Source organism: Pseudomonas sp. MWU12-2020, from assembly GCF_023100605.1.
Classification (GTDB): Bacteria; Pseudomonadota; Gammaproteobacteria; order Pseudomonadales; family Pseudomonadaceae; genus Aquipseudomonas; species Aquipseudomonas fluorescens_H.
The window spans coordinates 1-19,947 of record NZ_JALMEX010000012.1; the positions used below are offsets into that span (position 1 = coordinate 1).

Here is a 19,947-nt window from a genome sequence, read left to right on the forward strand (position 1 = left end):
GGCGGCCTGACAGCCGACCACTCTCCACCTGACCACACCCATTCCAACTGTGGGAGCGGGCTTGCTCGCGAAGGCGGCCTGACAGCCGACCGCTCTCCACCTGACCACACCCATTCCAACTGTAGGAGCCAGCCTGCTGGCGATGATGACAGTCCTGCCACCGCCATTCAAAACCGTGACCACCCCCCCAATTCCACCACCCAATATCTCTAAATCGGAACGTTTGTGCCTCGCAACATCTACGCTCCTAAAGATCCGCCCCCACCCGCGGATAAACGTTGTACAGCCCGGCCGTCAAATTGAGCGGGCCTCTTCGGGAGTGTCGTGCAATGAATCTGAAAACCGCTTTGGCGAGTGTGCTTGTTTTGCTTCCATTGGCAGTCTGTGCCGCGCCGCAATCGACTTCCGGCGAGATCCGTTTCACCGGGCAGATTGTCGATTCCGGTTGTGCGGTGGAGCGTGCCGGGTCGTTGGGCGCCGATGTGTCGCGGCAGGTTGAAATCAAACCGGGTCTGCAAGTCGATGTGGATACCTATCGCAACGCTTGCAGTCATCAGTCGCTGCCGTTTTCCATGACCTATCAAGCGCTGAAGATGTCGAGCGATAAAGGCATCGTCACCATCACTTACCTGTAAACCGTTCGGCGAGCGGTGCAAATCTTCAGGTGCCGAGTCTGGGCGCGCAGGTATACTGCGCGCCTTCGCGGCTCACTGTTCGGGCCCGACTTTTTGCTTTGCGGAGCTTTTATGACTTCCCCGACCCAACCGCCGGTTGACGACGCTGTGAGCGATGTCCCGGCTGAACTGGCTGACGCCAGCGAGAGCAAACCCGAGATTCCGGCTTTCAAGTTCCCGTTCAAACCGGGTGAACTGGCGGCGGCCAAGGGTTCGAATCAGCCGTGGTACAAGAACGGCGCCAAGAATGGCCACACCAAGACCCCAGGCATGGCGCCGCCGGGTACCCGTCGTTCGATGGGCAAGCGCTGAGTTTCATCCCGCCTTCAGCCATCGACTGCGATTTTCGGTCGCAGTGATGGCTAAGTGCTCAGATCCTGAGCCAGATCAATATTTGACCAATTGGTGCGCTTAGAGTCAGCAGCCCTGCCGACTCTTCCAATAAAACGAGCGCGCTATTGCATGAAGATCAATCTCCCGGTCACCGGCCGTAACGTCGATGTGGCGCACGATGCGAACATTCTTTCGACCACCGATCTGACCAGCGCGATCACCTACGCCAACGACGATTTCATCAGGATCAGCGGTTATAGCCGCGACGAATTGCTCGGCACGCCACACAACTTGTTGCGTCACCCGGACATGCCGGCGCAGGCGTTTGCGCATATGTGGCAGACGCTCAAGAGCGGGCGTTCGTGGATGGGGCTGGTGAAGAATCGTTGCAAGAATGGCGATCATTATTGGGTCAGCGCGTATGTCACGCCGGTTACGCAGAGCGGTGTGGCGGTGGAGTATCAGTCGGTGCGCACCCGGCCTGATGCGCGGCTCGTAGCTGCGGCGGAGCGAGCATATGCGCAGTTGCGCGACGAGCGTCCGGTGCTTCGGCTGCCGAGCCTGGGGCTGCGCGGCAGGATCACGGCGTTGGGCAGCACGTTGCTGGGTCTGGTGTTGGGGATCGAGGCCTGGTTGCGCCCGGAGTCGGCGTGGATTGATGGAGTGGCGTTTGTCGCCGGCAGCAGTCTTTGCGCGTTGGGCGTGCGCTGGATTTTGCGGCCGCTGGAACGCCTGACCGAGCGGGCGCGGCAGGTTGCGGACAATCCGTTGAGCCAGAGCATTTACACCGGGCGCCGCGATGAAATCGGCCAGATCGAGTTCGCCCTGCAGATGATCGAGGCGCAGGTCGGCGCGGTGGTCGGGCGCATGGGGGATGCTTCGCAGCAGTTGGCCGGGCACGCGGCGCAACTGGTTGATCATCTGCAAAGCAGCCACAGCAGTTCGCTGGCCCAGCAGGCCGAAACCGATCAGGTGGCGGCGGCGATTCATCAGATGGCCGCGAGTGTCGCGCAGGTTGCCAGCCATGCGCAGCAGGCCTCGGTGGCGGCGGACATGGCTGGCACGGAAACGCGCGAGGGGCATTGGCTGGTGGGCGAGAGTCGCAGCGCGGTGTTGCGTCTGGCCGAGGAATTACGGCGGGCGACCGAGGTGATTCATCAGCTCGAAGGCCACAGCAGCGAGATTTCCGGGGTGCTGGAGGTGGTCTGCAGCATCGCCGAGCAGACCAATCTGCTGGCGCTCAATGCGGCGATCGAAGCGGCGCGCGCTGGCGATGCCGGGCGTGGTTTTGCCGTGGTGGCGGATGAGGTGCGCGGACTGGCGCAACGCACGCAGCAATCGACCAACGAGATTCAGCGGATGATCAGCACCCTGCAAAACGGCGCGCGCGATGCGGTGCGGGTGATGCAGCAGAGCAGCGAGCATGTGGATAACAGCGTCGAACAGGCACAGCGCGCGGCGCGGGCACTGGACGGGATCAGCGAGCGGGTCGAGCAGATCACCGAGATGAGCCTGCAGATTGCCGCGGCGGTGGAGCAGCAGAGTGCGGTGAGCGAGGACATTAATCGCAACATCGTCAGCATTCGCACGGCGTCGGAATTGACGGTGGATGAGGGGCGGCAGAGTCAGCGCAATTCCGAAGATGTGGCGGGGTTGGCGGGGGATTTGCGGTTGCTGGCAAGAGAGTTCTGGGGGCGGCGGCAGGTTCGAGATTGATGCAGCCTGTCCCGGCCCCTTCGGGAGCAAGCCCCCTCCCACAGGTGTATGGGGTGATCATTTATTCTGTGTACAACTCAGATTCCTGTGGGAGGGGGCTTGCTCCCGAAGGGGCCACTGCAGGCAGTACAAAATCCGGATCAAGCCGCCCGCAGCGAAATAAACGCATACGTCTGCGCCGGCTCCGTCACCACCTGAGCCCCGGCTGCGAGCAACTGCCCGGCCACATCATCCCCGGACAAATGAAACAGCCATTCACTGGATTCTGTGTTCAGAGGCTGTGCGCAAACCTGATCGATCACAGCCGCAAACGCGCCCATCTCCGGCAAATATGCGGTAAACCCATCGCCCTTGAGCGCTGTGGTGCGAATCCCCAGTGCGGCGCAGATCGCATCCTTGATCCGGATGTCATCGCGATCGGCCTGACGCGAACGCTGGATCAACTCCAGCAGTGCCTGATCGACCAGCTCCCCGCCGACAATCAGCAGTGGCCCCTGTTGCCACGACTCGGGGGGGCAATCCTTGGCCGCAGGATTGAGCGGGATGTGCGGATTGATTTCTGCCGGATAAATCCTGCACACCAACGGCCGGCGTTCGTAAATCCGGCACAGGTTGTCTTCGTCAAGATTCCGGCAGCGACCGACGTTGTAGGCGGCGAAGGTGATTGCCACGTGGGCCTCGGTGGTACCGCTGCGCACTACCGCGGAACGCCGTTCGGCGTGTTCACGCTGCTGCGCCGGCAGGCCCAGGCCGTTGCCGAGAAAGGCCTCCACCAGCACGATCACCTGACCGCCATCCGCCGCCCACATGCGGGCTTCGGCGAGGGTCAGGGGCACATGGTGGTCGGTGCAGCATTTGCCGCAACCGACGCAGGAAAACGTCGTATTCATTGCACGATCAATCTTCAATCAGAGTGTGAAACGGCGACGTAAAGTCGCCAGGCTGAGGCTGATCGAAGCAAGTTGTGCGCCAGCCCTCAAGGCTTCGCGGTCGGACGGACCGAGTCCCACTCGGTGACGAAGGCGGTTTTCGACGTTTTGCTGTACAGGCACAGCTCGGTGCCTTGCTGGCCTTTCATGTGTTTTTGCGGGTATTGGCCTTGCAGCAGCACGGCGGTATAGCCGACGCGGTCATCGAATTGCGCGGGGGTGCCGACCGGTTTGGCGTCTTTGAGGCCGCTGGCCTTGGTGCAACTGGCGAGTACGGTTTTGTCGTACGCGGCCCAGGCGTCGGGACTGGAGGCGTGAGCCTGGGAGGCGAGGGCGGTGAGGCAGAGCAGGCTTAGGGTGAGGGCTTTCATCGTGGGCGTCCTTGGTCGTGGGTGGCCAAAGTTGGAGTCTGTCAGGGGTGAAAAGTTGTCAGTGATGGCCTCATCGCGAGCAGGCTCACTCCTACATTTTGGAATGCGTTTCCCCTGTAGGAGTGAGCCTGCTCGCGATGACGAACTTTCAGTCTGGCACCAATTCCCGGCGAACCACATACATCCCGGCACTCTCATACAAACGCTGCGCCCGCAGGTTGTCTTCCAGCACCTTCAGATCGACAAATCCTTCGCGCTTTTGCTGAAACACCTTGAATGCATTCAGCAGCAATGCCCGACCCAAACCTCGGCCCTGAGCACGTGGGTGCACCACCAGGTTCTTGATGTACGAGCTGGTCCAGCACTGCGCCACGCCGATCACGCCTTCGGCATCGCTGGCAATGAAACACAGCGCCGGGTCGTATTCGGGATCGCTCTCGAAGCGCAGCTGCCATTCCTCCAGTGCCGGCACCCGACCGCCGCCCTCACGGTAGCCGAGTTGCATCAGCTGATGCACCGCTGCCGCCAGTTCCGGGCGATAAGTGCTCAGCTCAATGCCTTCCGGCCAGTGGATCGGCGGCACGTCTTGGCGAAGGTCGCGCCGCATCAAAAAGCAGTACGTCTGGCCCAAGACTCAGTGACCGTTGGCGGCGACGTGTTTGGCCGCTTCGATCAGCCGCTGCGTCAGTTCCGGCGAGGAGAACTTGGTCAGCACCGCGTTGGCCCCGGCCAGGCGCGCTTTCTCGCTGTTCATCGCGCTGTCGAGCGAGGTGTGCAGCAGCACGTAGAGGTGGGCGAAGTCCGGCGTCTCGCGCAGGGTGCGGGTGAAGGCGTAGCCGTCCATCTCGGACATTTCGATGTCGGAAACGATCAGGTTGATCTGCTGCGCGGTGCCTTGCAGATCCAGCAGGCAGTCGATGGCTTCCTTGGCACTGCGCGCAGTGTGGCATTGCAGACCGAGATTGCGCAGGGTATGCACCGATTGCTGCAGCGCCACCTGACTGTCGTCGACCACCAGAATCCTTGCGTTGCCCAGGACTTCGGCATCTTCCATGCTCAGGTCGGTCGGGGCCATCTCGATCTGCGCCGGGGCGATGCTGTGGATGACTTTCTCGATGTCGAGCACTTGTACCAGTGTGCCGTCGACCGACGTCACGCCGGTAATGTAGGCGCGCGAGCCGCCGGAGCCGAATGGCGGTGGCTTGATGTCGGTGGTCAGGCAATGGACGATTTTGCTCACTGCCTGAACGTGCAGACCCTGCTTGGAGCGGCTGACGTCGGTGACGATCAGGCAGCCGCCGTTCGGGTCTTCCAGCGGTCGCTCGCCGATCGCGCGGCTGAGGTCGATCACCGACAGCGACGCGCCGCGCAGCGTGGCAATGCCTTTGACGTGCGGATGCGACTCCGGCATTTTGGTCAGCGGCGGGCAGGGAATGATTTCACTGACTTTCAGCAGGTTGATCGCCATCAGCTTGCCGCTGCGCAAGGTAAACAGCAGAAGCGAAAGTGAATCTGCGCGGGCTTTGTTGGAAGACATAAAAACCTTCTGTGGAAAAAGGTGATGGGCGAGGGTGCAAATCGCCAGAAACTATTGATGCCGGGTTATCGGCGTTAACGGGGTGGGCTTTAGGTCGGTTATCGGCTGGCGGCAGATCCAAAGCCCCTCACCCCAGCCCTCTCCCGAAGGGAGAGGGGGCCGAACGAGGTGTCTGGCGCTGTACATCGACCTGAATGACCGAGTCGATTATGGATTCAGTACAGATCTCTCACGTCGGCGGAATTCTTGAATATCCCCCAATCAGTCCCCTCTCCCTCCGGGAGAGGGCTAGGGTGAGGGTATGCTTTTAGCTCTTCATCCCCAACCGCTTGGCCATCCGCCCAAGATTCGCCCGATCCAGGCCCAACTCCCGCGCCGCACTCGCCCAGTTGTCCTGATTGCGTTCCAGCGCCGCACTGATCAAGCGGCGCTGATACTCCTCAGTGGCGCTGCGCAAGTCGCCATTGATCAACGGTGCCACCGCTAAAATATTGGCAGTAGGCTCAGTCGAGTTATCCACAACCTCACGCGGCAGATCCAGATCCACCGCGCTCAAACTGAGAATCTTCGGCCTTACCTTGCAATTGCCCAGCGCTTTCAGTGCGCTGCGCCCGATCAAGTGTTCCAGCTCGCGCACGTTGCCCGGCCAAGTGTAGGCGAGCAACGCGTCCTGGGCGTCGCTGCTCAGGCGCAGGCTGTTGAGGCCCATGCGCGAGCGGTTCTGTTCCAGAAAGAAGCCGCTGAGCAGCAACACATCGCGGCCGCGATCGCGCAGCGCCGGGACCCGCAGCGGGTACACGCTCAGGCGGTGATAGAAGTCGGCGCGATAACGGCCGCTGCGCACTTCTTCGGCCAGATCGCGGTTGGTCGCGGCGATCAGGCGCACGTCGACCTGATGTTCCTTGTCCGAGCCAAGCCGCTGCAACTGGCCGCTTTGCAGCACGCGCAGCAATTTGGCCTGCACGGTCAGCGACAGTTCGCCGACTTCATCGAGAAACAGCGTGCCGCCATTGGCCAGTTCGAACTTGCCGCGGCGGTCGCTGGTAGCGCCGGTAAAGGCACCGCGCACGTGGCCGAACAGTTCGCTCTCGACCAGGGTGTCGGGCAGGGCGGCGCAGTTGAGGCTGATGATCGGTTTGTCGGCGCGCGGGGAGGCGGCGTGGATCGCCTGCGCCACCAGTTCCTTGCCGACCCCGGTTTCGCCGGTGATCAGCACGGTCAGGTCGCTGCCGCCGACCAGATTGATTTCCTCCACCAGGCGTTTGTGCGCCTTGCTCTGGCCGATCATTTCGCGCGGCTGCTGGCCGCTGGCCTGGCGGTAGACCTCGGCGCGCTGGTGCTCGTCTTCGGCACGCAGCGCCAGGCGTTCGATGCGTTCGGCGGCGTTGACCGTGGCCGAAGCGAGGCTGGCGAAGGCTTGCAAAGCGTCGAGTTCGATCGGCTCGAAACGCTCCGGGTCGAGCGCATCAAGGGTAATCAGGCCCCAGAGTTTTTCCTCGACGAACAGCGGGCAACCGAGACAGTCATGGACTTCGAGGTGATCGCCCAGACCATCGACCAGGCCATCGTAAGGATCGGGCAAGTCGCTGTCGGCGGCGAACCGGGTCGGCCCGGCGCCCTCAAGCAGGATGGCAAAACGTGGGTGTTCGCTGACTTTGAAGCGTCGGCCGAGGGTGTCGGTGCTCAATCCATCCACCGCCAATGGCACCAGCCATTCGCCGTCGAGGCGCAGCAACGCGGCGGCGTCGCATGGCAGCAGGGCGCGCAGGGCTTCGAGCAGGCGTCGATAGCGCTCGCCTTCGGGCAGTTCGCGGGACAGGTCGGAGACCAGCGGCAGTAGAGCGGTGAGCAGGGATTTGGCGGTCATGGTCTTGTAGTCAAAGAGACTCTATGTAGTCGATATGACTATAAGGGGCTTTGAGTCTAAATGACTACTCAAAAAATAAGCCATTGATTTATAACGATAAATAATCTGGCACGAAAACTGATAAGCCTAAGGTAATTCTCAAAAAGCTCAGGAGTCACTCTTATGCTTAGCGTCCAGGATCGTGCCATCGTCAAATCCACCGTGCCTCTGCTGGAAAGCGGCGGTGAAGCGCTGATCACCCACTTCTACCGCATGATGCTCGCCGAATACCCTGAGGTACGTCCACTGTTCAACCAGGCGCACCAGGCCAGTGGCGACCAGCCGCGTGCTCTGGCCAACGGCGTGTTGATGTATGCGCGGCACATCGATCAGCTCGACCAGTTGGGCGATCTCGTGGCGAAGATCATCAACAAGCACGTCGCCCTGCAAATCCTCCCGGAGCACTACCCGATTGTTGGCACCTGCCTGCTGCGCGCCATCTCCGAAGTGCTCGGCGACGAGATCGCCACGCCTGAGGTCATGAGCGCATGGGGCGCGGCGTACGGGCAACTGGCCGAGATTCTGATCGGCGCGGAGACGGCGATCTACGACCAGAAAGAACAAGCGGTCGGCGGCTGGCGCGGGGCGCGGGAGTTCATCGTGGTGGACAAGGTCGAGGAGAGCGCGGAGATCATCTCGTTCTACTTCGAACCGGCGGACAAAGGTCCGATCCTTGCTGCGCAGCCGGGCCAGTACATCGGCATGAAGTTGATCCTCGATGGCGAAGAGATTCGCCGCAACTACTCGCTGTCGGCGCTGGCGAACAAGGGCCAGTACCGCATCAGCGTGAAACGCGAGCCGGGTGGTCGTGCGTCCAACTACTTGCACGATCAACTGCACGTCGGCGCAAGCATTGCGCTGTTCCCGCCATCGGGCGAGTTCACCCTGACGGCCAGTGACAAGCCGTTGGTGCTGATCAGTGGCGGTGTCGGCATCACTCCGACTTTGGCGATGCTTGAAGCAGCGCTGCAAACCGAACGCCCGGTGCATTTTATCCACTGCGCGCGCAATGGCAGCGTGCATGCGTTCCGCGACTGGGTCGACGGTCTGGCGGCGCGTCATCCGCAGCTCAAGCGCTTCTATTGCTACGCCGAAGATGACGGCGTAAGTCCGGCAGCGGACAAGCTCGGGATGCTGAGCGCCGAGCAGTTGGGTGAATGGTTGCCGCAGCAGCGCGATGTCGATGCTTACTTCCTTGGGCCGAAAGGCTTCATGGGGGCGATCAAACGGCATCTGAAAGCCTTGGGTGTACCGGAGCAGCAGAGCCGCTATGAGTTCTTCGGGCCGGCGGCTGCTCTGGAATGATCTGAAACGCGGTTGCCTTCATTCGCGAGCAGGCTCGCTCCCACAGGATTTGTGTTCGACGCAGATCCAATGTGGGAGCGAGCCTGCTCGCGAAGGCCGTTACGCGGTCTCTATTATCAAATTCTGTTTAAAGGTTAATCATTCCTTAACCGCCTTATCGTTTATTCCCCCGCTACTGCGCGGCGTAATGTCCCGCGTGTAGACTTGCGGGCAACCATCAGCCGTTCAACGGCTGAACCATGGATTTGAAAGGGAAACGCGATGAGCGAGGAAACGATTCGACTGGGACGTGAGCGGCGCTTTCTGGTGCTGTTGGGGGTCATCTGTCTGGCGCTGATCGGTGGCGCTCTTTATATGCAGATCGTGCTGGGCGAGGCGCCATGCCCGCTGTGCATCCTGCAGCGCTATGCCTTGCTGCTGATTGCGCTGTTCGCCTTTATCGGCGCGGCCATGCGCACCCGACGCAGCATCACGGTGTTCGAAGTGCTGGTGGTGATCTGCGCGATCGCCGGGGCCGGCGTCGCCGGGCATCATGTGTACACCCAGTTCTATCCGGCGGTGAGCTGCGGCATCGATGTATTGCAGCCGATTGTCGACGACCTGCCGTTGGCGAAGATCTTCCCGCTGGGCTTCCAGGTCGACGGTTTCTGCTCGACGCCGTACCCGCCGATCCTCGGTCTGTCGCTGGCGCAATGGGCGTTGGTGGCGTTCGTGCTGGTGGTGATCCTGGTGCCGCTGCTGACCTCGCGTAACCGAAAAGCACTGCGCTGAGTCAACTCTTCGGCTGATTGGCCGATACAGAAAACGCCTCGATTTGCGGATCAGCCGATCGAGGCGTTTTGCATTTCAGAGTGTTTGTGAAATCACCGTGACGAACGGCAACAGAGAGTGCGGCAGGTGTGCGACATGTTGTCACACGCGCCCTGTCGCAGGGCGTTTCGGCGACCCGGATTGGCGTAATGTTACAAAAAAGGATTGGTCTGTTTCGGCATTTTTCTGGTTTTGCACGGATGTGCCAGATCAGGCAGTTTTAACAAGCTCTGGCAGATGGCCAGAGGCCTTTGAATATCGGGCTTTGCGCCGATTCGATGCCGGGAAAAAGCCTTCGGAGCTGTCTGAACTGAGGTGTATAGGCCTACATTTTTTGGTGTTTTTGTTGAGAATTGATTTCGATAACATGCGGAACTTTTGCAAAAACGGTGATGGATTGTTGCTCTGAGCGATAAAAATTATTTCGGGATAAGACATGGTGTATAGGGCGCTACCTATCTACAATCGCCCGCATTGAATTCCCGGCACTGCTCGGCCTTTATAAGGAACCGAGCAGGAAGTCGGGTGTCGAGCAGGCCGAAAGGCTTTTGAGACACCCAGGTGTCGGTGCCTTCCAACTTTCCGCACCAAATGGAATTGGTCTGTAACAAGGCCTTTGACCACGAATTCGAATAAGAACTGACCGCTGTCCCAAGGTTTTGTCGAGCGTCTGACGCGCGACGGGCGGCCCTTATTCAATCCAAAGAAAATGCCAACCCTTGGCAGGGTGAAGTGTTGGCGATCAAAACCCAACTGCATTGCGCAAGCTGCTTTAGAGGTCGTGAGATGAGTAAAAACAGGTACCCCAGATTACTAGGCCTAGTGCCGCTGCTCGGCACGTTGTTGCTGGGAGGCTGCAACATGACCCTGCTCAATCCAACGGGCCAGGTCGGCCTGGAACAGCGCAACCTGATCATCACCGCCACGCTGCTGATGCTGTTGGTCGTTGTGCCGGTTATCGTCATGACCTTCCTGTTTGCCTGGAAGTATCGCGCTTCCAACAAGGACGCCGTCTACACCCCGAAATGGTCGCACTCGACCAAAATCGAGGTGGCCGTCTGGACCATCCCGGTTCTGATCATCATCGCCCTGGGTTACATCACCTACATTTCGACCCACAAACTGGACCCGTACCGTCCGATTGAATCCGACGTCAAGCCGGTGACCATCGAAGTCGTTGCGCTGGACTGGAAGTGGCTGTTCATCTACCCGGAACAAGGCATTGCCACGGTCAACAAGATCGTGTTCCCGGCGCACACGCCAATCAACTTCAAGATCACCTCCGACGCCGTGATGAACTCGTTCTTCATCCCGGGCCTGGGCGGCCAGATCTACGCGATGGCGGGCATGCAGACCAAGCTGCACCTGATCGCTGACCGCAACGCTGAAATGGACGGTATTTCCGCCAACTACAGCGGTGCTGGTTTCACCGGTATGAAATTCAAAGCGATCGCAACTTCTCAGGAAGATTTCGACGCCTGGGTAAGTGAAGTCAAAAAGGCACCTAAACAGCTTGAACAAGCTGAATACGCAGCCCTTGCCAAGCCAAGCCAGAACAATCCAGTCGAGCTCTACTCCTCGGTCACGCCGAACCTGTTTCAGATCATCGTCGACAAGTACGAAGGCATGAAACCGGGCAAGCCGCTGAAGCACGAGAAGAAAGAGAAAGAAGTGGCGGCAACGGATATGGACTCGAATTCGCATTCAGCTGCCGGGGCAGAGGAGTAAACGATGTTTGGTAAATTAAGTTGGGAAGCGATCCCTTTCCACGAGCCGATCGTGATGGTCACCATCTCGATGATCGCGCTCGGTGGTCTGGCGTTGTTCGCTGCAATCACCTACTTCAAGAAGTGGACCTACTTGTGGACCGAGTGGCTGACGTCGGTCGACCACAAGAAAATCGGTGTGATGTACATCATCGTTGCCATGGTCATGCTGCTGCGTGGCTTTGCCGACGCCATCATGATGCGTACCCAGTTGGCCATGGCCACCGAGGGTTCGCCTGGCTACCTGCCACCTGAACACTATGACCAGATCTTCACCGCTCACGGTGTGATCATGATCATCTTCATGGCGATGCCATTCTTCACCGGCCTGATGAACCTTGCAGTGCCGCTGCAGATCGGCGCGCGTGACGTTGCCTTCCCGTTCCTGAACTCCCTGAGCTTCTGGCTGCTGGTGTCCGGCGTTGTGCTGATCAACCTGTCCCTGGGCGTCGGCGAATTCGCCAAGACCGGCTGGGTTGCCTATCCGCCGCTGTCGGGTCTGCAGTACAGCCCTGGCGTGGGTATGGACTACTACATCTGGGCGCTACAGCTATCCGGGTTAGGTACGACGCTGACGGGGGTCAACTTCCTCGCGACCGTGCTGAAAATGCGTACCCCTGGCATGAAACTGATGGACATGCCGATCTTCACCTGGACCTGCACCTGGGCTAACGTCCTGATCGTGGCTTCGTTCCCGATCCTGACTGCTACCCTGGCACTGTTGACCCTCGACCGTTACATGGATTTCCACATTTTCACCAATGAACTTGGTGGCAATCCAATGATGTACGTCAACTTGTTCTGGGCCTGGGGCCACCCTGAGGTTTACATCCTGATCCTGCCGGCATTCGGCATCTTCTCGGAAGTGATCTCGGCGTTCACCGGCAAGAAACTGTTCGGCCACCACTCGATGATCTACGCTTCGGGCGCGATCTCGGTACTGGGCTTCATGGTTTGGCTGCACCACTTCTTCACCATGGGTTCGGGTGCCAGCGTCAACGCCTTCTTCGGTCTGGCGACGATGCTGATTTCCATCCCGACGGGTGTGAAACTGTTCAACTGGCTGTTCACCATCTACCAGGGCCGTCTGCGCTTCACCAGCCAGGTGATGTGGACCCTGGGCTTCATGGTGACCTTCGCCATCGGCGGCATGACCGGCGTACTGCTGGCCATCCCGGGTGCTGACTTCGTTCTGCACAACAGCCTGTTCGTGATCGCGCACTTCCACAACGTGATCATCGGCGGCGCAGTCTTCGGCTACATCGCAGGTTTCGGCTTCTACTTCCCGAAAGCGTTCGGCTTCAAGCTGCACGAAGGCTGGGGTAAAGCAGCGTTCTGGTTCTGGATCTCGGGCTTCTTCGTCGCGTTCATGCCGCTCTATGCACTGGGCTTCATGGGCATGACCCGTCGTCTGAACGCCACCACCAACCCTGAGTGGGTACCGTACCTGTACGTTGCCATGTTCGGTGCGGTGATGATCGCTGTCGGTATCGCCTGCCAACTGATCCAGCTGTACGTCAGTGTGCGTGACCGCAACAAGCCAGAGAACATGTGCGAACACGGTGACCCGTGGAATGCCCACACTCTGGAATGGTCGACCTCGTCGCCACCTCCGTTCTACAACTTCGCTGTGCTGCCTAAGGCTGACTGCATCGACCCGTTCACCGAAGCCAAGGAAAACGGTACTGCGTACCAGGCTCCGGCCAAGTACGAACCGATCCACATGCCGAACAACACCGCCACTGGCGTGGTGATGGGCGCACTGCTGACCGTCTTCGGTTTCGCGATGATCTGGCACATCTGGTGGTTGGCGATCGCCAGCCTGGCCGGCACTGTCATCTACTTCGTGATCCACGCCGCACGTGACGACCAGGGCTACATGGTTCCGGTTGAAACGATCGAGCGCATCGAAGCCGAGCAGCACAAGCGTCTGGTCGCGGCAGGGAAAATCCCGGCCAATGCCACCCGTGTAACCTCGTTGGAACAGGCTTAAACCATGTCGAACTTAGTGACCAATGTTGGACACGCCCATGGTGACCATGGGCACGATGACCATCACCACGACTCGGGCGAGATGACCGTATACGGTTTCTGGCTCTACCTGATGACCGACTGCATTCTGTTTGCGTCGATCTTCGCGGTGTACGCAGTACTGGTAAACAACGTCGCCGGTGGCCCGTCGGGCCACGACATCTTCGAACTGCCATACGTGCTGGGCGAAACCGCTCTGCTGTTGTTCAGTTCGATCACCTACGGCTTCGCCATGCTGGCGTTGTACAAAGGTAAAAAGCAGCAGGTTCTGGGTTGGTTGTTCATGACCTTCCTGCTCGGCGCAGGCTTCATCGCCATGGAGATCAACGAGTTCCACCTGCTGATCTCCGAGGGCTTCGGTCCTAGCCGTTCGGGCTTCCTGTCGGCGTTCTTCACCCTGGTCGGTACCCACGGTCTGCACGTATCCGCGGGTCTGATCTGGATGGGCATCATGATGTACCAGGTCAACAAGCACGGCCTGACGGCGACCAACAAGACCCGTCTGAGCTGCCTGAGCCTGTTCTGGCACTTCCTGGACGTGGTGTGGATCTGCGTATTCACCGTTGTTTACCTGATGGGGACTCTGTAATGGCTAATGCACACTCCCATGACAGCCATGATGCTGGCCACGGCAGCGTAAAGTCGTACGCCATCGGCTTCATCCTGTCGGTGATCCTGACTGCCATCCCGTTCGGCCTGGTGATGTTCCCGACCTTGCCGAAGTCGACCACGCTGGCAATCGTCCTGCTGTTCGCGGTAATCCAGGTGATCGTTCACCTGTACTACTTCCTGCACCTGGACCGTTCGATTGCACAACGTAACAACGTGATCGCGTTTGTCTTTACGGCCATCGTGATCCTGCTGCTGGTTGGCCTGTCGCTGTGGATCATGTTCAGCATCCACACGTACATGATGGCGAAGTGAGGTAGACCCGATGTCGCTCAAGCACTTTATCCAAATCACCAAACCGGGGATCATTTTCGGTAACGTGCTTTCTGTGGCAGGCGGGTTCTTCCTGGCCTCGAAAGGGCATGTAGATCTGGCGGTGTTCCTGGCCGCCATGATCGGCACATCCCTGGTTGTGGCCTCCGGTTGCGTGTTCAACAACTGCATCGACCGCGACATCGACCTGAAGATGGAACGCACCAAGAACCGGGTGCTGGTGCAGGGCTTGATCTCCCTGAAACTGGCCCTGGTCTACGCGACCATCCTGGGTGTTCTCGGCGTTGCCTTGTTGTACAAGGTGGCCAACCCGTTGGCCGCCCTGTTCGCGGTAATCGGCTTCATCATCTACGTCGGCTTCTACAGCCTGTACCTCAAGCGCAAGTCGGTTCACGGCACGCTGGTGGGCAGTCTGTCGGGCGCCATGCCGCCAGTGATCGGTTACGTTGCCGTAACCAACAGCTTCGACATGGCCGCACTGACCCTGCTGGTGATGTTCAGCCTGTGGCAGATGCCGCATTCCTACGCCATCGCGATTTTCCGTTTCAACGACTACCTGGCCGCATCGATTCCGGTGCTGCCCGTCAAGCGCGGAATCGAAGTGGCCAAGAAGCACATCCTGCTCTACATCCTGGCGTTCCTCGTGGCGACCTTGATGCTGACCTTCAGCGGTTACGCCGGCATGAGCTACCTCGCCGTCGCCGCGGCCATGGGCATGTACTGGTTGTACATGGCCTGGACCGGCTACAAGGCGGTGGATGACACGGTCTGGGCACGCAAGCTGTTCGTGTTCTCGATCTTCACCATCACCGCCCTGAGCGTCATGATGTCCCTGGACTTCAAGGTGCCGGCCGAGCTGCTGCTGACGTACGCGCCGTAAGGCTGGATGGCTTCAAGAAAAACCCCGCACATTGAGAGATGTGCGGGGTTTTTTGTTGGGCCTGATTTAGGTAACCATGAACGAATACTTCCAACACTCAATAATTTCTGCCAGTTGGGAAGGAGCCTTCTCCAAAAGGGGATATCTCCTACCGCCAGAAGATTTTTCTTTCGTTACGATCACCCGACAACTGGGTTTTATTGAGGCGCTGATGGATGGCAAAACGCGTTCTATTTGACGAATTGATGCAAGGAATTCAGGAGATGGCTGCTGCGCGCAGAAAGGCTGGCGCTGCTATTGTGGCGGCAGGTTGCTATCAGTCAGTAAAAGACCTAGATTTGGATCCAACTATGCCGATGATCTACATCGAGTCAAATCCGCGATTTTCATCGGTCTTAACCTGCGATTTTTCATGCATCGATCAAAAGGCTGGGCGAAATGACTGAGAGGATGACCTGCGACGAACGCTTCATTGCCCTGGCACACGAGCTGAATTACGACATCTACGGCGAGAACACCGCCGGCGGCAATTACGCGCCGCTGATCCGCCACCGCGATGAGTTGTACATCAGCGGCATGGTGCCGCGGGTCAATGGCAGGATTCTGTATCCCGGTCGCGTGGGGTTGGAGTTGACCCTCAAGGACGCCCAGGCTGCCGCGAGCATCAGTGCCATGCGCTGCCTGGCGCTGATCGTCGATGCGGTCGGTTCGCTGGACAAGATCCGGGCGTTGTTGCGGGTCACGGTGTATGTGAAGTCGACCCCGGACTTCGTTGACCTGAGTGAGGTGGCCAACGGTGCATCGGACGTTTTCAGCCATGTGCTCGGTGATGCCGGGCGACATACGCGCACTACGGTCGGTGTCTACCAGTTGCCGAAGAACGCCGCGGTTGAAGTCGACATGATCGCAGCGGTGCAGCCGGAAGTCTGACCGCCGCGCCGACCAACAAAAAGCCCCGCCTGAATCTCAGAGCGGGGCTTTTTTGTCGGTGCCGGGATTACTGCGCAGCGATGCTGTAGCCATCGAATGCGGTCTGCTGTTGCAGGGCGGTGATGATGTTCTTGCGGTTGATCGCGTGTTCGGTGCCGGCGTTGTCGACGAAGGTCTCACCCTCCAACTCGGCTTCTTCGCCTTCACCGACGAAGGTGAAACCGAGGAACTCCAGCGCTTCACGGTCAACGTTCATACGCGAGCGCGGCGTGCGCAGCGGCAGGGTCACGCTGCTGCCGTCCTTGCTGATGGTGAAGATTTCGACTTCTTTCTTGGCGCGGGCGGCTTTGCTCTTGCCGCCGCTCGGGTTGCTGATCGCCTGATGGGTCTGGTTCAGCACTTTGAGCGCGAGGCCGTAGACGATTTCCTGGAATGCCGGATCGTCCTTGAAGCAGGACAGGATGCGGCCGATCGAGAACTTGCTGCTCAGGTCTTCGAGGGCGGCGATGTCGGCAGCCTCGGCGTCCTTGAGGCGCTTGAGTTCGCCCATCAGCTCGTAGGCTTTGTCGTCATCGAAGCTGTCGTGCGCCTGACGGATCGCGGCGCGCAGCTCGCGGATCTGGTCGCTTTCGCGGGTCGACTGGAAAGCATCCAGCACCATCTCGCTGATGATCTTGGCTTGTGGAAGGTGTTGTGAAAGATTGATGGAGTTTTCGTATTCCGCTTTGGACGATTCGGTGACTACGGATTCAGCGGTGTTGAAATCGGACATTGAAATTTCACTACTTTTTTAACTTGAGTTGAGACGAGAAAGCACGGGGTCTTTTTCAGGCCGGTTAATTTAGGGGAGCGGGGCGGCGTTGTCACGGAACAACAGTCCGGTGGTGCGGATTATTTGTCCGGCGTGTTCAGGTTCATCGAGCGCACCATCCACTGTTCAGCGGTTTGCTGATCGGTCGGCAGCGTGAAGCGGAAAGTTGCGCCCCGCCCGGCGACATCGACCAACTGAATGTCTCGTCCGTGCAGTTGCAGGATGCGGTGGACGATGCGCAGCCCCAGTCCTCCGTCGCGTCGCGCACCACCAATATTGAACGGACGCAGGAACAGACCTTCGCGCAACTCGGGGGCGATGCCGGGGCCGGTGTCGCTAACCGTGACTTCGACCAATGCGCCCTGGGGTTTCAGATCCAGCTCGATTTCGCCGCCCGGCGGCGTATGGCGCAAGGCGTTGTCCACCAGGTTGGTGAGCACTCGTTCGATCAAGCCAAGGTCGGCGCAGACCGTCGGCAGGTTTGGCCCGAAACTGGCCTTGAGTTCGACATGGCGGGCTTCGGCGGCCAGTTCGAATTTCTGGAAGATGTCCTGCAGCAGATCGATCAGGGAGAAGCGTTCCAGCACCGGTTGCACAAAGCCGTGTTCCAGACGCACCAGCTCCAGCAGCGATTGCGCCAACCCGCCGACCTTGCGGCTTTGATCGAGAGCGATACCCAGATAGCGGCGCCGCTCCTCGGCAGAGAGCGTGGCGTCCTTGAGTGACAGGGTTTCCAGATAGCCGTGCAGCGAGGCCAGCGGTGTGCGCAGGTCGTGGGAGATGTTCGCCACCAGTTCACGGCGCTCCTGATCCTGGCGGGTCAACGAGCGCCACTGTTCCCCTAAGCGGTTTTGCATTTGCCGGAAGGCAGCGTCGAGCACAGCGATTTCATCCGGGTCAGCGGTTTTATCCACAGCGGCTGGCATGACGGGCGCAGATTGCGGTGTACCGTCGATGTCGAAGCGGCTGACAGTTTCAGTCAACCGGCGCAATGGCCGGGTAATCAGGTTGAATGCCGTGAGGCCGGCAATCAGGCACAACAGCGCCACCAGCCCGATTGATAGCAACGCGGTATTGAGCGCAGCACTGGTCGCGCCGCGTTCGGCGAAACGATCATGTTCTTCACTGAGCAACACCACGTACAGATAGCCCGCAGGCTTGCCATTGACCTTCAGTGGCGCGGCACTGAACACCTTGCGGCCATCGACGCTGCGCGGGTCATCGCCGAGGATCGGCAGTGGCTGATCGTCGAGCAGGCGCTTGATCGGTACGAGGTCGACTTTTTCCCGTCGCATCCGACCCTCGGGTGCGGCATTGCCGACGATCCGCCCATCCGTGTCGAGCAGGTACACCTCGACACTCGGGTTGACCAGCATCAACTGGCTGAACAGTTCGCGCACGGCGCCGGGCATCAAGCCATTACTGTCCATCAGCACCGTGTCATGGGCAATGTGCTGGGCCAGGTCCCGCGACAGGCCTTGCACCACTTCCAGCTCGTGCATCTTGCTGGAGCGCACCTGCAGCCATGCCGAGGTGCCGCAGCACACCAGCAGCAACACGGCGAATACGACGGACAGGCGCTGCGACAGGGTCAGTTTCATGGTTGTTCCGTGCCGAATTTATAGCCACGGCCCCACACGGTGAGGATGCGTGTCGGTTGCGCCGGATCGCTTTCGATTTTCGCCCGCAAGCGATTGATGTGCGTATTGACCGTGTGCTCGTAGCCTTCGTGGCTGTAACCCCACACCGCATTGAGCAGGTCCATGCGCGAGAACACCTTGCCCGGTTGTCGGGCGAAGAAATACAGCAGATCGAACTCGCGCGGGGTGAGGTCCAGGCGCGTGCCATTGAGGGCGACATCGCGGGTGATCGGGTCGATGCTCAGACCATCGAGATTGAGGCTGCCGGCGTCCATTTTCAGGTTGCGCGCCATGGCGTCGACCCGGCGCAGCAAGGCTTTGACCCGGGCCACCAGTTCCAGCATTGAAAACGGTTTGGCGAGGTAGTCGTCGGCACCCAGTTCCAGACCGAGGATGCGGTGCAATTCGCTGGAGCGTGCGCTGGTGATGATGATCGGCGTATAGCGCGCCATCGCCCGGGCGCGGCGGCAGATTTCCAGGCCGTCGACCCCCGGCAACATCAGGTCGAGGATCAGCGTATCCCATTGCCCCTGTTGCAACAGGCGCATGCCTTCGTCGCCGTCGGCGCAGTGCACGACGTCGTAATGTTCATCGCGCAAATGCAGGCAAATCAAATCGGCGATGTGTTGGTCATCCTCGACCACGAGGATGCGTCTGGTCGGTTCCATCAAGCTCAATCCTTCGGCGCAGTGAGCGCATTGTGCGGGTTTTCCTCGGGGCGAGTTATCACGAATTCGTTAACTTCCCGTGAGGATTTGGCGATCAACCCAAGCCTAGGCTGTGTTCCATGACAGGCACCTGGAATTTTTGGAGACGGCCATGTTTTCACGGCGACAGATTCTCGTAGCGAGCGGCGGGCTGGGGGTTGCAGCCCTGGTGGCGGGTGTATTGCCAAAATTTTCCTCGGGCAGCGCACTGATCGAGCAAGCCCATGCCGATGAGGTTTTCGAGGTGAGCCACAGCGACAGTGAATGGCACTCGCTGCTCTCGGATGAGCAGTACGCCATCCTGCGCGAAGAAGGCACCGAGCGGGCCTACACCAGCCCCCTCAACAACGAACATCGCAACGGCACATTCGACTGCGCGGGCTGTGACCTGGCGCTGTTTTCATCGGCGACCAAGTTCGACAGCCGCACCGGCTGGCCGAGTTTCTGGGCACCGCTGGAGCACGCGGTGGCCACGCGTCAGGACCGCTCCTTCGGCATGTCGCGCAATGAAGTGCACTGTCGGCGCTGCGGCGGACACCTGGGGCATGTCTTCGATGACGGCCCGAAACCCACCGGCCTGCGCTATTGCATGAATGGCCTGGCGATGACGTTCAAACCCGTGGCGGCATGAGCCATGGCCATTTTTCGATCTTCACTTT

General features: G+C 59.5%; 21 protein-coding genes. 13 read left to right on the plus strand and 8 right to left on the minus strand.

Features of this window, described 5'->3' with window-relative positions; translation table 11 throughout:
• Positions 1–329: 329 nt before the first annotated feature.
• From M0814_RS22965 to M0814_RS22975, 3 genes are all read left to right on the plus strand, one after another.
• Complete coding sequence (locus M0814_RS22965) at positions 330–635, plus strand: type 1 fimbrial protein (protein ID WP_103484042.1); 306 nt, start codon at positions 330–332, stop codon at positions 633–635.
• A gap of 111 nt (positions 636–746) precedes the next feature.
• The gene (locus M0814_RS22970; RefSeq protein WP_064589103.1) at positions 747–986 is read left to right on the plus strand and encodes a hypothetical protein; all 240 of its coding nucleotides are present in this window, start codon (positions 747–749) and stop codon (positions 984–986) included.
• Between the two features lie 150 nt (positions 987–1,136).
• Positions 1,137–2,723 (plus strand): PAS domain-containing methyl-accepting chemotaxis protein, encoded by a 1,587-nt coding sequence (locus M0814_RS22975; RefSeq protein ID WP_103484043.1) that lies wholly within the window; start codon positions 1,137–1,139, stop codon positions 2,721–2,723.
• Positions 2,724–2,863: 140 nt separating this feature from the next.
• Here the strand turns inward: M0814_RS22975 and M0814_RS22980 are convergent, their stop codons facing one another.
• The 5 genes from M0814_RS22980 to norR all read right to left on the minus strand — a co-directional run bounded on the left by M0814_RS22980 (position 2,864) and on the right by norR (position 7,427).
• Entirely contained in the window at positions 2,864–3,613 is a 750-nt protein-coding gene (locus tag M0814_RS22980) for a YkgJ family cysteine cluster protein (RefSeq protein WP_103484044.1), read from the minus strand.
• A gap of 86 nt (positions 3,614–3,699) precedes the next feature.
• Entirely contained in the window at positions 3,700–4,023 is a 324-nt protein-coding gene (locus tag M0814_RS22985; RefSeq protein ID WP_103484045.1) for a hypothetical protein, read from the minus strand.
• Between the two features lie 148 nt (positions 4,024–4,171).
• Positions 4,172–4,630, minus strand: a complete 459-nt coding sequence (locus M0814_RS22990; protein ID WP_103484046.1) for a GNAT family N-acetyltransferase — start codon at positions 4,628–4,630, stop codon at positions 4,172–4,174.
• Between the two features lie 27 nt (positions 4,631–4,657).
• The gene (locus M0814_RS22995) at positions 4,658–5,560 is read right to left on the minus strand and encodes a chemotaxis protein (RefSeq protein WP_003227992.1); all 903 of its coding nucleotides are present in this window, start codon (positions 5,558–5,560) and stop codon (positions 4,658–4,660) included.
• Positions 5,561–5,867: 307 nt separating this feature from the next.
• Positions 5,868–7,427 carry a nitric oxide reductase transcriptional regulator NorR gene (gene norR, locus M0814_RS23000; protein WP_103484047.1) on the minus strand — a complete coding sequence of 520 codons (1,560 nt, stop codon included), beginning with the start codon at positions 7,425–7,427 and terminating at the stop codon, positions 5,868–5,870.
• A 162-nt stretch (positions 7,428–7,589) separates the two neighbouring features.
• Here norR and hmpA point away from each other — a divergent pair, with 162 nt between their 5' ends.
• The 9 genes from hmpA (at position 7,590) to M0814_RS23045 (ending at position 16,130) form a co-directional block, all read left to right on the plus strand.
• Positions 7,590–8,771, plus strand: a complete 1,182-nt coding sequence (hmpA, locus tag M0814_RS23005; RefSeq protein WP_103484048.1) for an NO-inducible flavohemoprotein — start codon at positions 7,590–7,592, stop codon at positions 8,769–8,771.
• Positions 8,772–9,032: 261 nt separating this feature from the next.
• Positions 9,033–9,542: a disulfide bond formation protein B gene (locus M0814_RS23010; RefSeq protein WP_003227988.1), complete on the plus strand. Its 510-nt coding sequence runs from the start codon at positions 9,033–9,035 to the stop codon at positions 9,540–9,542.
• A gap of 825 nt (positions 9,543–10,367) precedes the next feature.
• A complete protein-coding gene (cyoA, locus tag M0814_RS23015; RefSeq protein WP_003227985.1) occupies positions 10,368–11,309 on the plus strand; it encodes a ubiquinol oxidase subunit II in 942 nt (313 codons plus the stop codon).
• 3 nt (positions 11,310–11,312) lie between these two features.
• Entirely contained in the window at positions 11,313–13,340 is a 2,028-nt protein-coding gene (gene cyoB, locus M0814_RS23020) for a cytochrome o ubiquinol oxidase subunit I (protein ID WP_003227984.1), read from the plus strand.
• Positions 13,341–13,343: 3 nt separating this feature from the next.
• Positions 13,344–13,967: a cytochrome o ubiquinol oxidase subunit III gene (gene cyoC / locus M0814_RS23025; RefSeq protein ID WP_003227982.1), complete on the plus strand. Its 624-nt coding sequence runs from the start codon at positions 13,344–13,346 to the stop codon at positions 13,965–13,967.
• Entirely contained in the window at positions 13,967–14,302 is a 336-nt protein-coding gene (gene cyoD, locus M0814_RS23030) for a cytochrome o ubiquinol oxidase subunit IV (RefSeq protein ID WP_003227981.1), read from the plus strand. The genes cyoC and cyoD overlap by 1 nt, the downstream gene beginning before the upstream one ends.
• 10 nt (positions 14,303–14,312) lie before the next feature.
• The gene (gene cyoE / locus M0814_RS23035; RefSeq protein WP_003227980.1) at positions 14,313–15,200 is read left to right on the plus strand and encodes a heme o synthase; all 888 of its coding nucleotides are present in this window, start codon (positions 14,313–14,315) and stop codon (positions 15,198–15,200) included.
• Positions 15,201–15,415: 215 nt separating this feature from the next.
• Positions 15,416–15,646: a hypothetical protein gene (locus M0814_RS23040; RefSeq protein WP_146774718.1), complete on the plus strand. Its 231-nt coding sequence runs from the start codon at positions 15,416–15,418 to the stop codon at positions 15,644–15,646.
• Positions 15,639–16,130, plus strand: a complete 492-nt coding sequence (locus M0814_RS23045) for a RidA family protein (protein ID WP_027612161.1) — start codon at positions 15,639–15,641, stop codon at positions 16,128–16,130. The genes M0814_RS23040 and M0814_RS23045 overlap by 8 nt, the downstream gene beginning before the upstream one ends.
• A 67-nt stretch (positions 16,131–16,197) precedes the next feature.
• Here M0814_RS23045 and M0814_RS23050 read toward each other — a convergent pair whose 3' ends face one another.
• From M0814_RS23050 to M0814_RS23060, 3 genes are all read right to left on the minus strand, one after another.
• A complete protein-coding gene (locus M0814_RS23050) occupies positions 16,198–16,902 on the minus strand; it encodes a hypothetical protein (RefSeq protein ID WP_003227976.1) in 705 nt (234 codons plus the stop codon).
• Positions 16,903–17,021: 119 nt separating this feature from the next.
• Positions 17,022–18,542 carry a HAMP domain-containing sensor histidine kinase gene (locus tag M0814_RS23055; RefSeq protein ID WP_103484049.1) on the minus strand — a complete coding sequence of 507 codons (1,521 nt, stop codon included), beginning with the start codon at positions 18,540–18,542 and terminating at the stop codon, positions 17,022–17,024.
• Complete coding sequence (locus tag M0814_RS23060) at positions 18,539–19,249, minus strand: response regulator transcription factor (RefSeq protein ID WP_103484050.1); 711 nt, start codon at positions 19,247–19,249, stop codon at positions 18,539–18,541. Before M0814_RS23060 ends, M0814_RS23055 begins: the two co-directional genes overlap by 4 nt.
• Before the next feature lie 151 nt (positions 19,250–19,400).
• On the opposite strand from M0814_RS23060, the gene msrB reads away from it, so the two are divergent.
• The gene (msrB, locus tag M0814_RS23065; RefSeq protein ID WP_103484051.1) at positions 19,401–19,919 is read left to right on the plus strand and encodes a peptide-methionine (R)-S-oxide reductase MsrB; all 519 of its coding nucleotides are present in this window, start codon (positions 19,401–19,403) and stop codon (positions 19,917–19,919) included.
• Positions 19,920–19,947: the final 28 nt, after the last annotated feature.

Bases quoted from the DNA above. Each gene is read 5' to 3' on its own strand.
- M0814_RS23060 (WP_103484050.1), bottom strand. From the start codon at position 19,249: ATGGAACCGACCAGACGCATCCTCGTGGTCGAGGATGACCAACACATC.
- M0814_RS23055 (WP_103484049.1), bottom strand. From the start codon at position 18,542: ATGAAACTGACCCTGTCGCAGCGCCTGTCCGTCGTATTCGCCGTGTTG.
- cyoB (WP_003227984.1), top strand. From the start codon at position 11,313: ATGTTTGGTAAATTAAGTTGGGAAGCGATCCCTTTCCACGAGCCGATC.
- M0814_RS23040 (WP_146774718.1), top strand. From the start codon at position 15,416: ATGGCAAAACGCGTTCTATTTGACGAATTGATGCAAGGAATTCAGGAG.
- M0814_RS22975 (WP_103484043.1), top strand. From the start codon at position 1,137: ATGAAGATCAATCTCCCGGTCACCGGCCGTAACGTCGATGTGGCGCAC.
- M0814_RS22965 (WP_103484042.1), top strand. From the start codon at position 330: ATGAATCTGAAAACCGCTTTGGCGAGTGTGCTTGTTTTGCTTCCATTG.
- M0814_RS22985 (WP_103484045.1), bottom strand. From the start codon at position 4,023: ATGAAAGCCCTCACCCTAAGCCTGCTCTGCCTCACCGCCCTCGCCTCC.
- M0814_RS22970 (WP_064589103.1), top strand. From the start codon at position 747: ATGACTTCCCCGACCCAACCGCCGGTTGACGACGCTGTGAGCGATGTC.
- cyoC (WP_003227982.1), top strand. From the start codon at position 13,344: ATGTCGAACTTAGTGACCAATGTTGGACACGCCCATGGTGACCATGGG.
- cyoA (WP_003227985.1), top strand. From the start codon at position 10,368: ATGAGTAAAAACAGGTACCCCAGATTACTAGGCCTAGTGCCGCTGCTC.
- M0814_RS23050 (WP_003227976.1), bottom strand. From the start codon at position 16,902: ATGTCCGATTTCAACACCGCTGAATCCGTAGTCACCGAATCGTCCAAA.
- M0814_RS23045 (WP_027612161.1), top strand. From the start codon at position 15,639: ATGACTGAGAGGATGACCTGCGACGAACGCTTCATTGCCCTGGCACAC.
- M0814_RS23010 (WP_003227988.1), top strand. From the start codon at position 9,033: ATGAGCGAGGAAACGATTCGACTGGGACGTGAGCGGCGCTTTCTGGTG.
- M0814_RS22990 (WP_103484046.1), bottom strand. From the start codon at position 4,630: ATGCGGCGCGACCTTCGCCAAGACGTGCCGCCGATCCACTGGCCGGAA.
- M0814_RS22995 (WP_003227992.1), bottom strand. From the start codon at position 5,560: ATGTCTTCCAACAAAGCCCGCGCAGATTCACTTTCGCTTCTGCTGTTT.
- norR (WP_103484047.1), bottom strand. From the start codon at position 7,427: ATGACCGCCAAATCCCTGCTCACCGCTCTACTGCCGCTGGTCTCCGAC.
- cyoD (WP_003227981.1), top strand. From the start codon at position 13,967: ATGGCTAATGCACACTCCCATGACAGCCATGATGCTGGCCACGGCAGC.
- hmpA (WP_103484048.1), top strand. From the start codon at position 7,590: ATGCTTAGCGTCCAGGATCGTGCCATCGTCAAATCCACCGTGCCTCTG.
- msrB (WP_103484051.1), top strand. From the start codon at position 19,401: ATGTTTTCACGGCGACAGATTCTCGTAGCGAGCGGCGGGCTGGGGGTT.
- M0814_RS22980 (WP_103484044.1), bottom strand. From the start codon at position 3,613: ATGAATACGACGTTTTCCTGCGTCGGTTGCGGCAAATGCTGCACCGAC.
- cyoE (WP_003227980.1), top strand. From the start codon at position 14,313: ATGTCGCTCAAGCACTTTATCCAAATCACCAAACCGGGGATCATTTTC.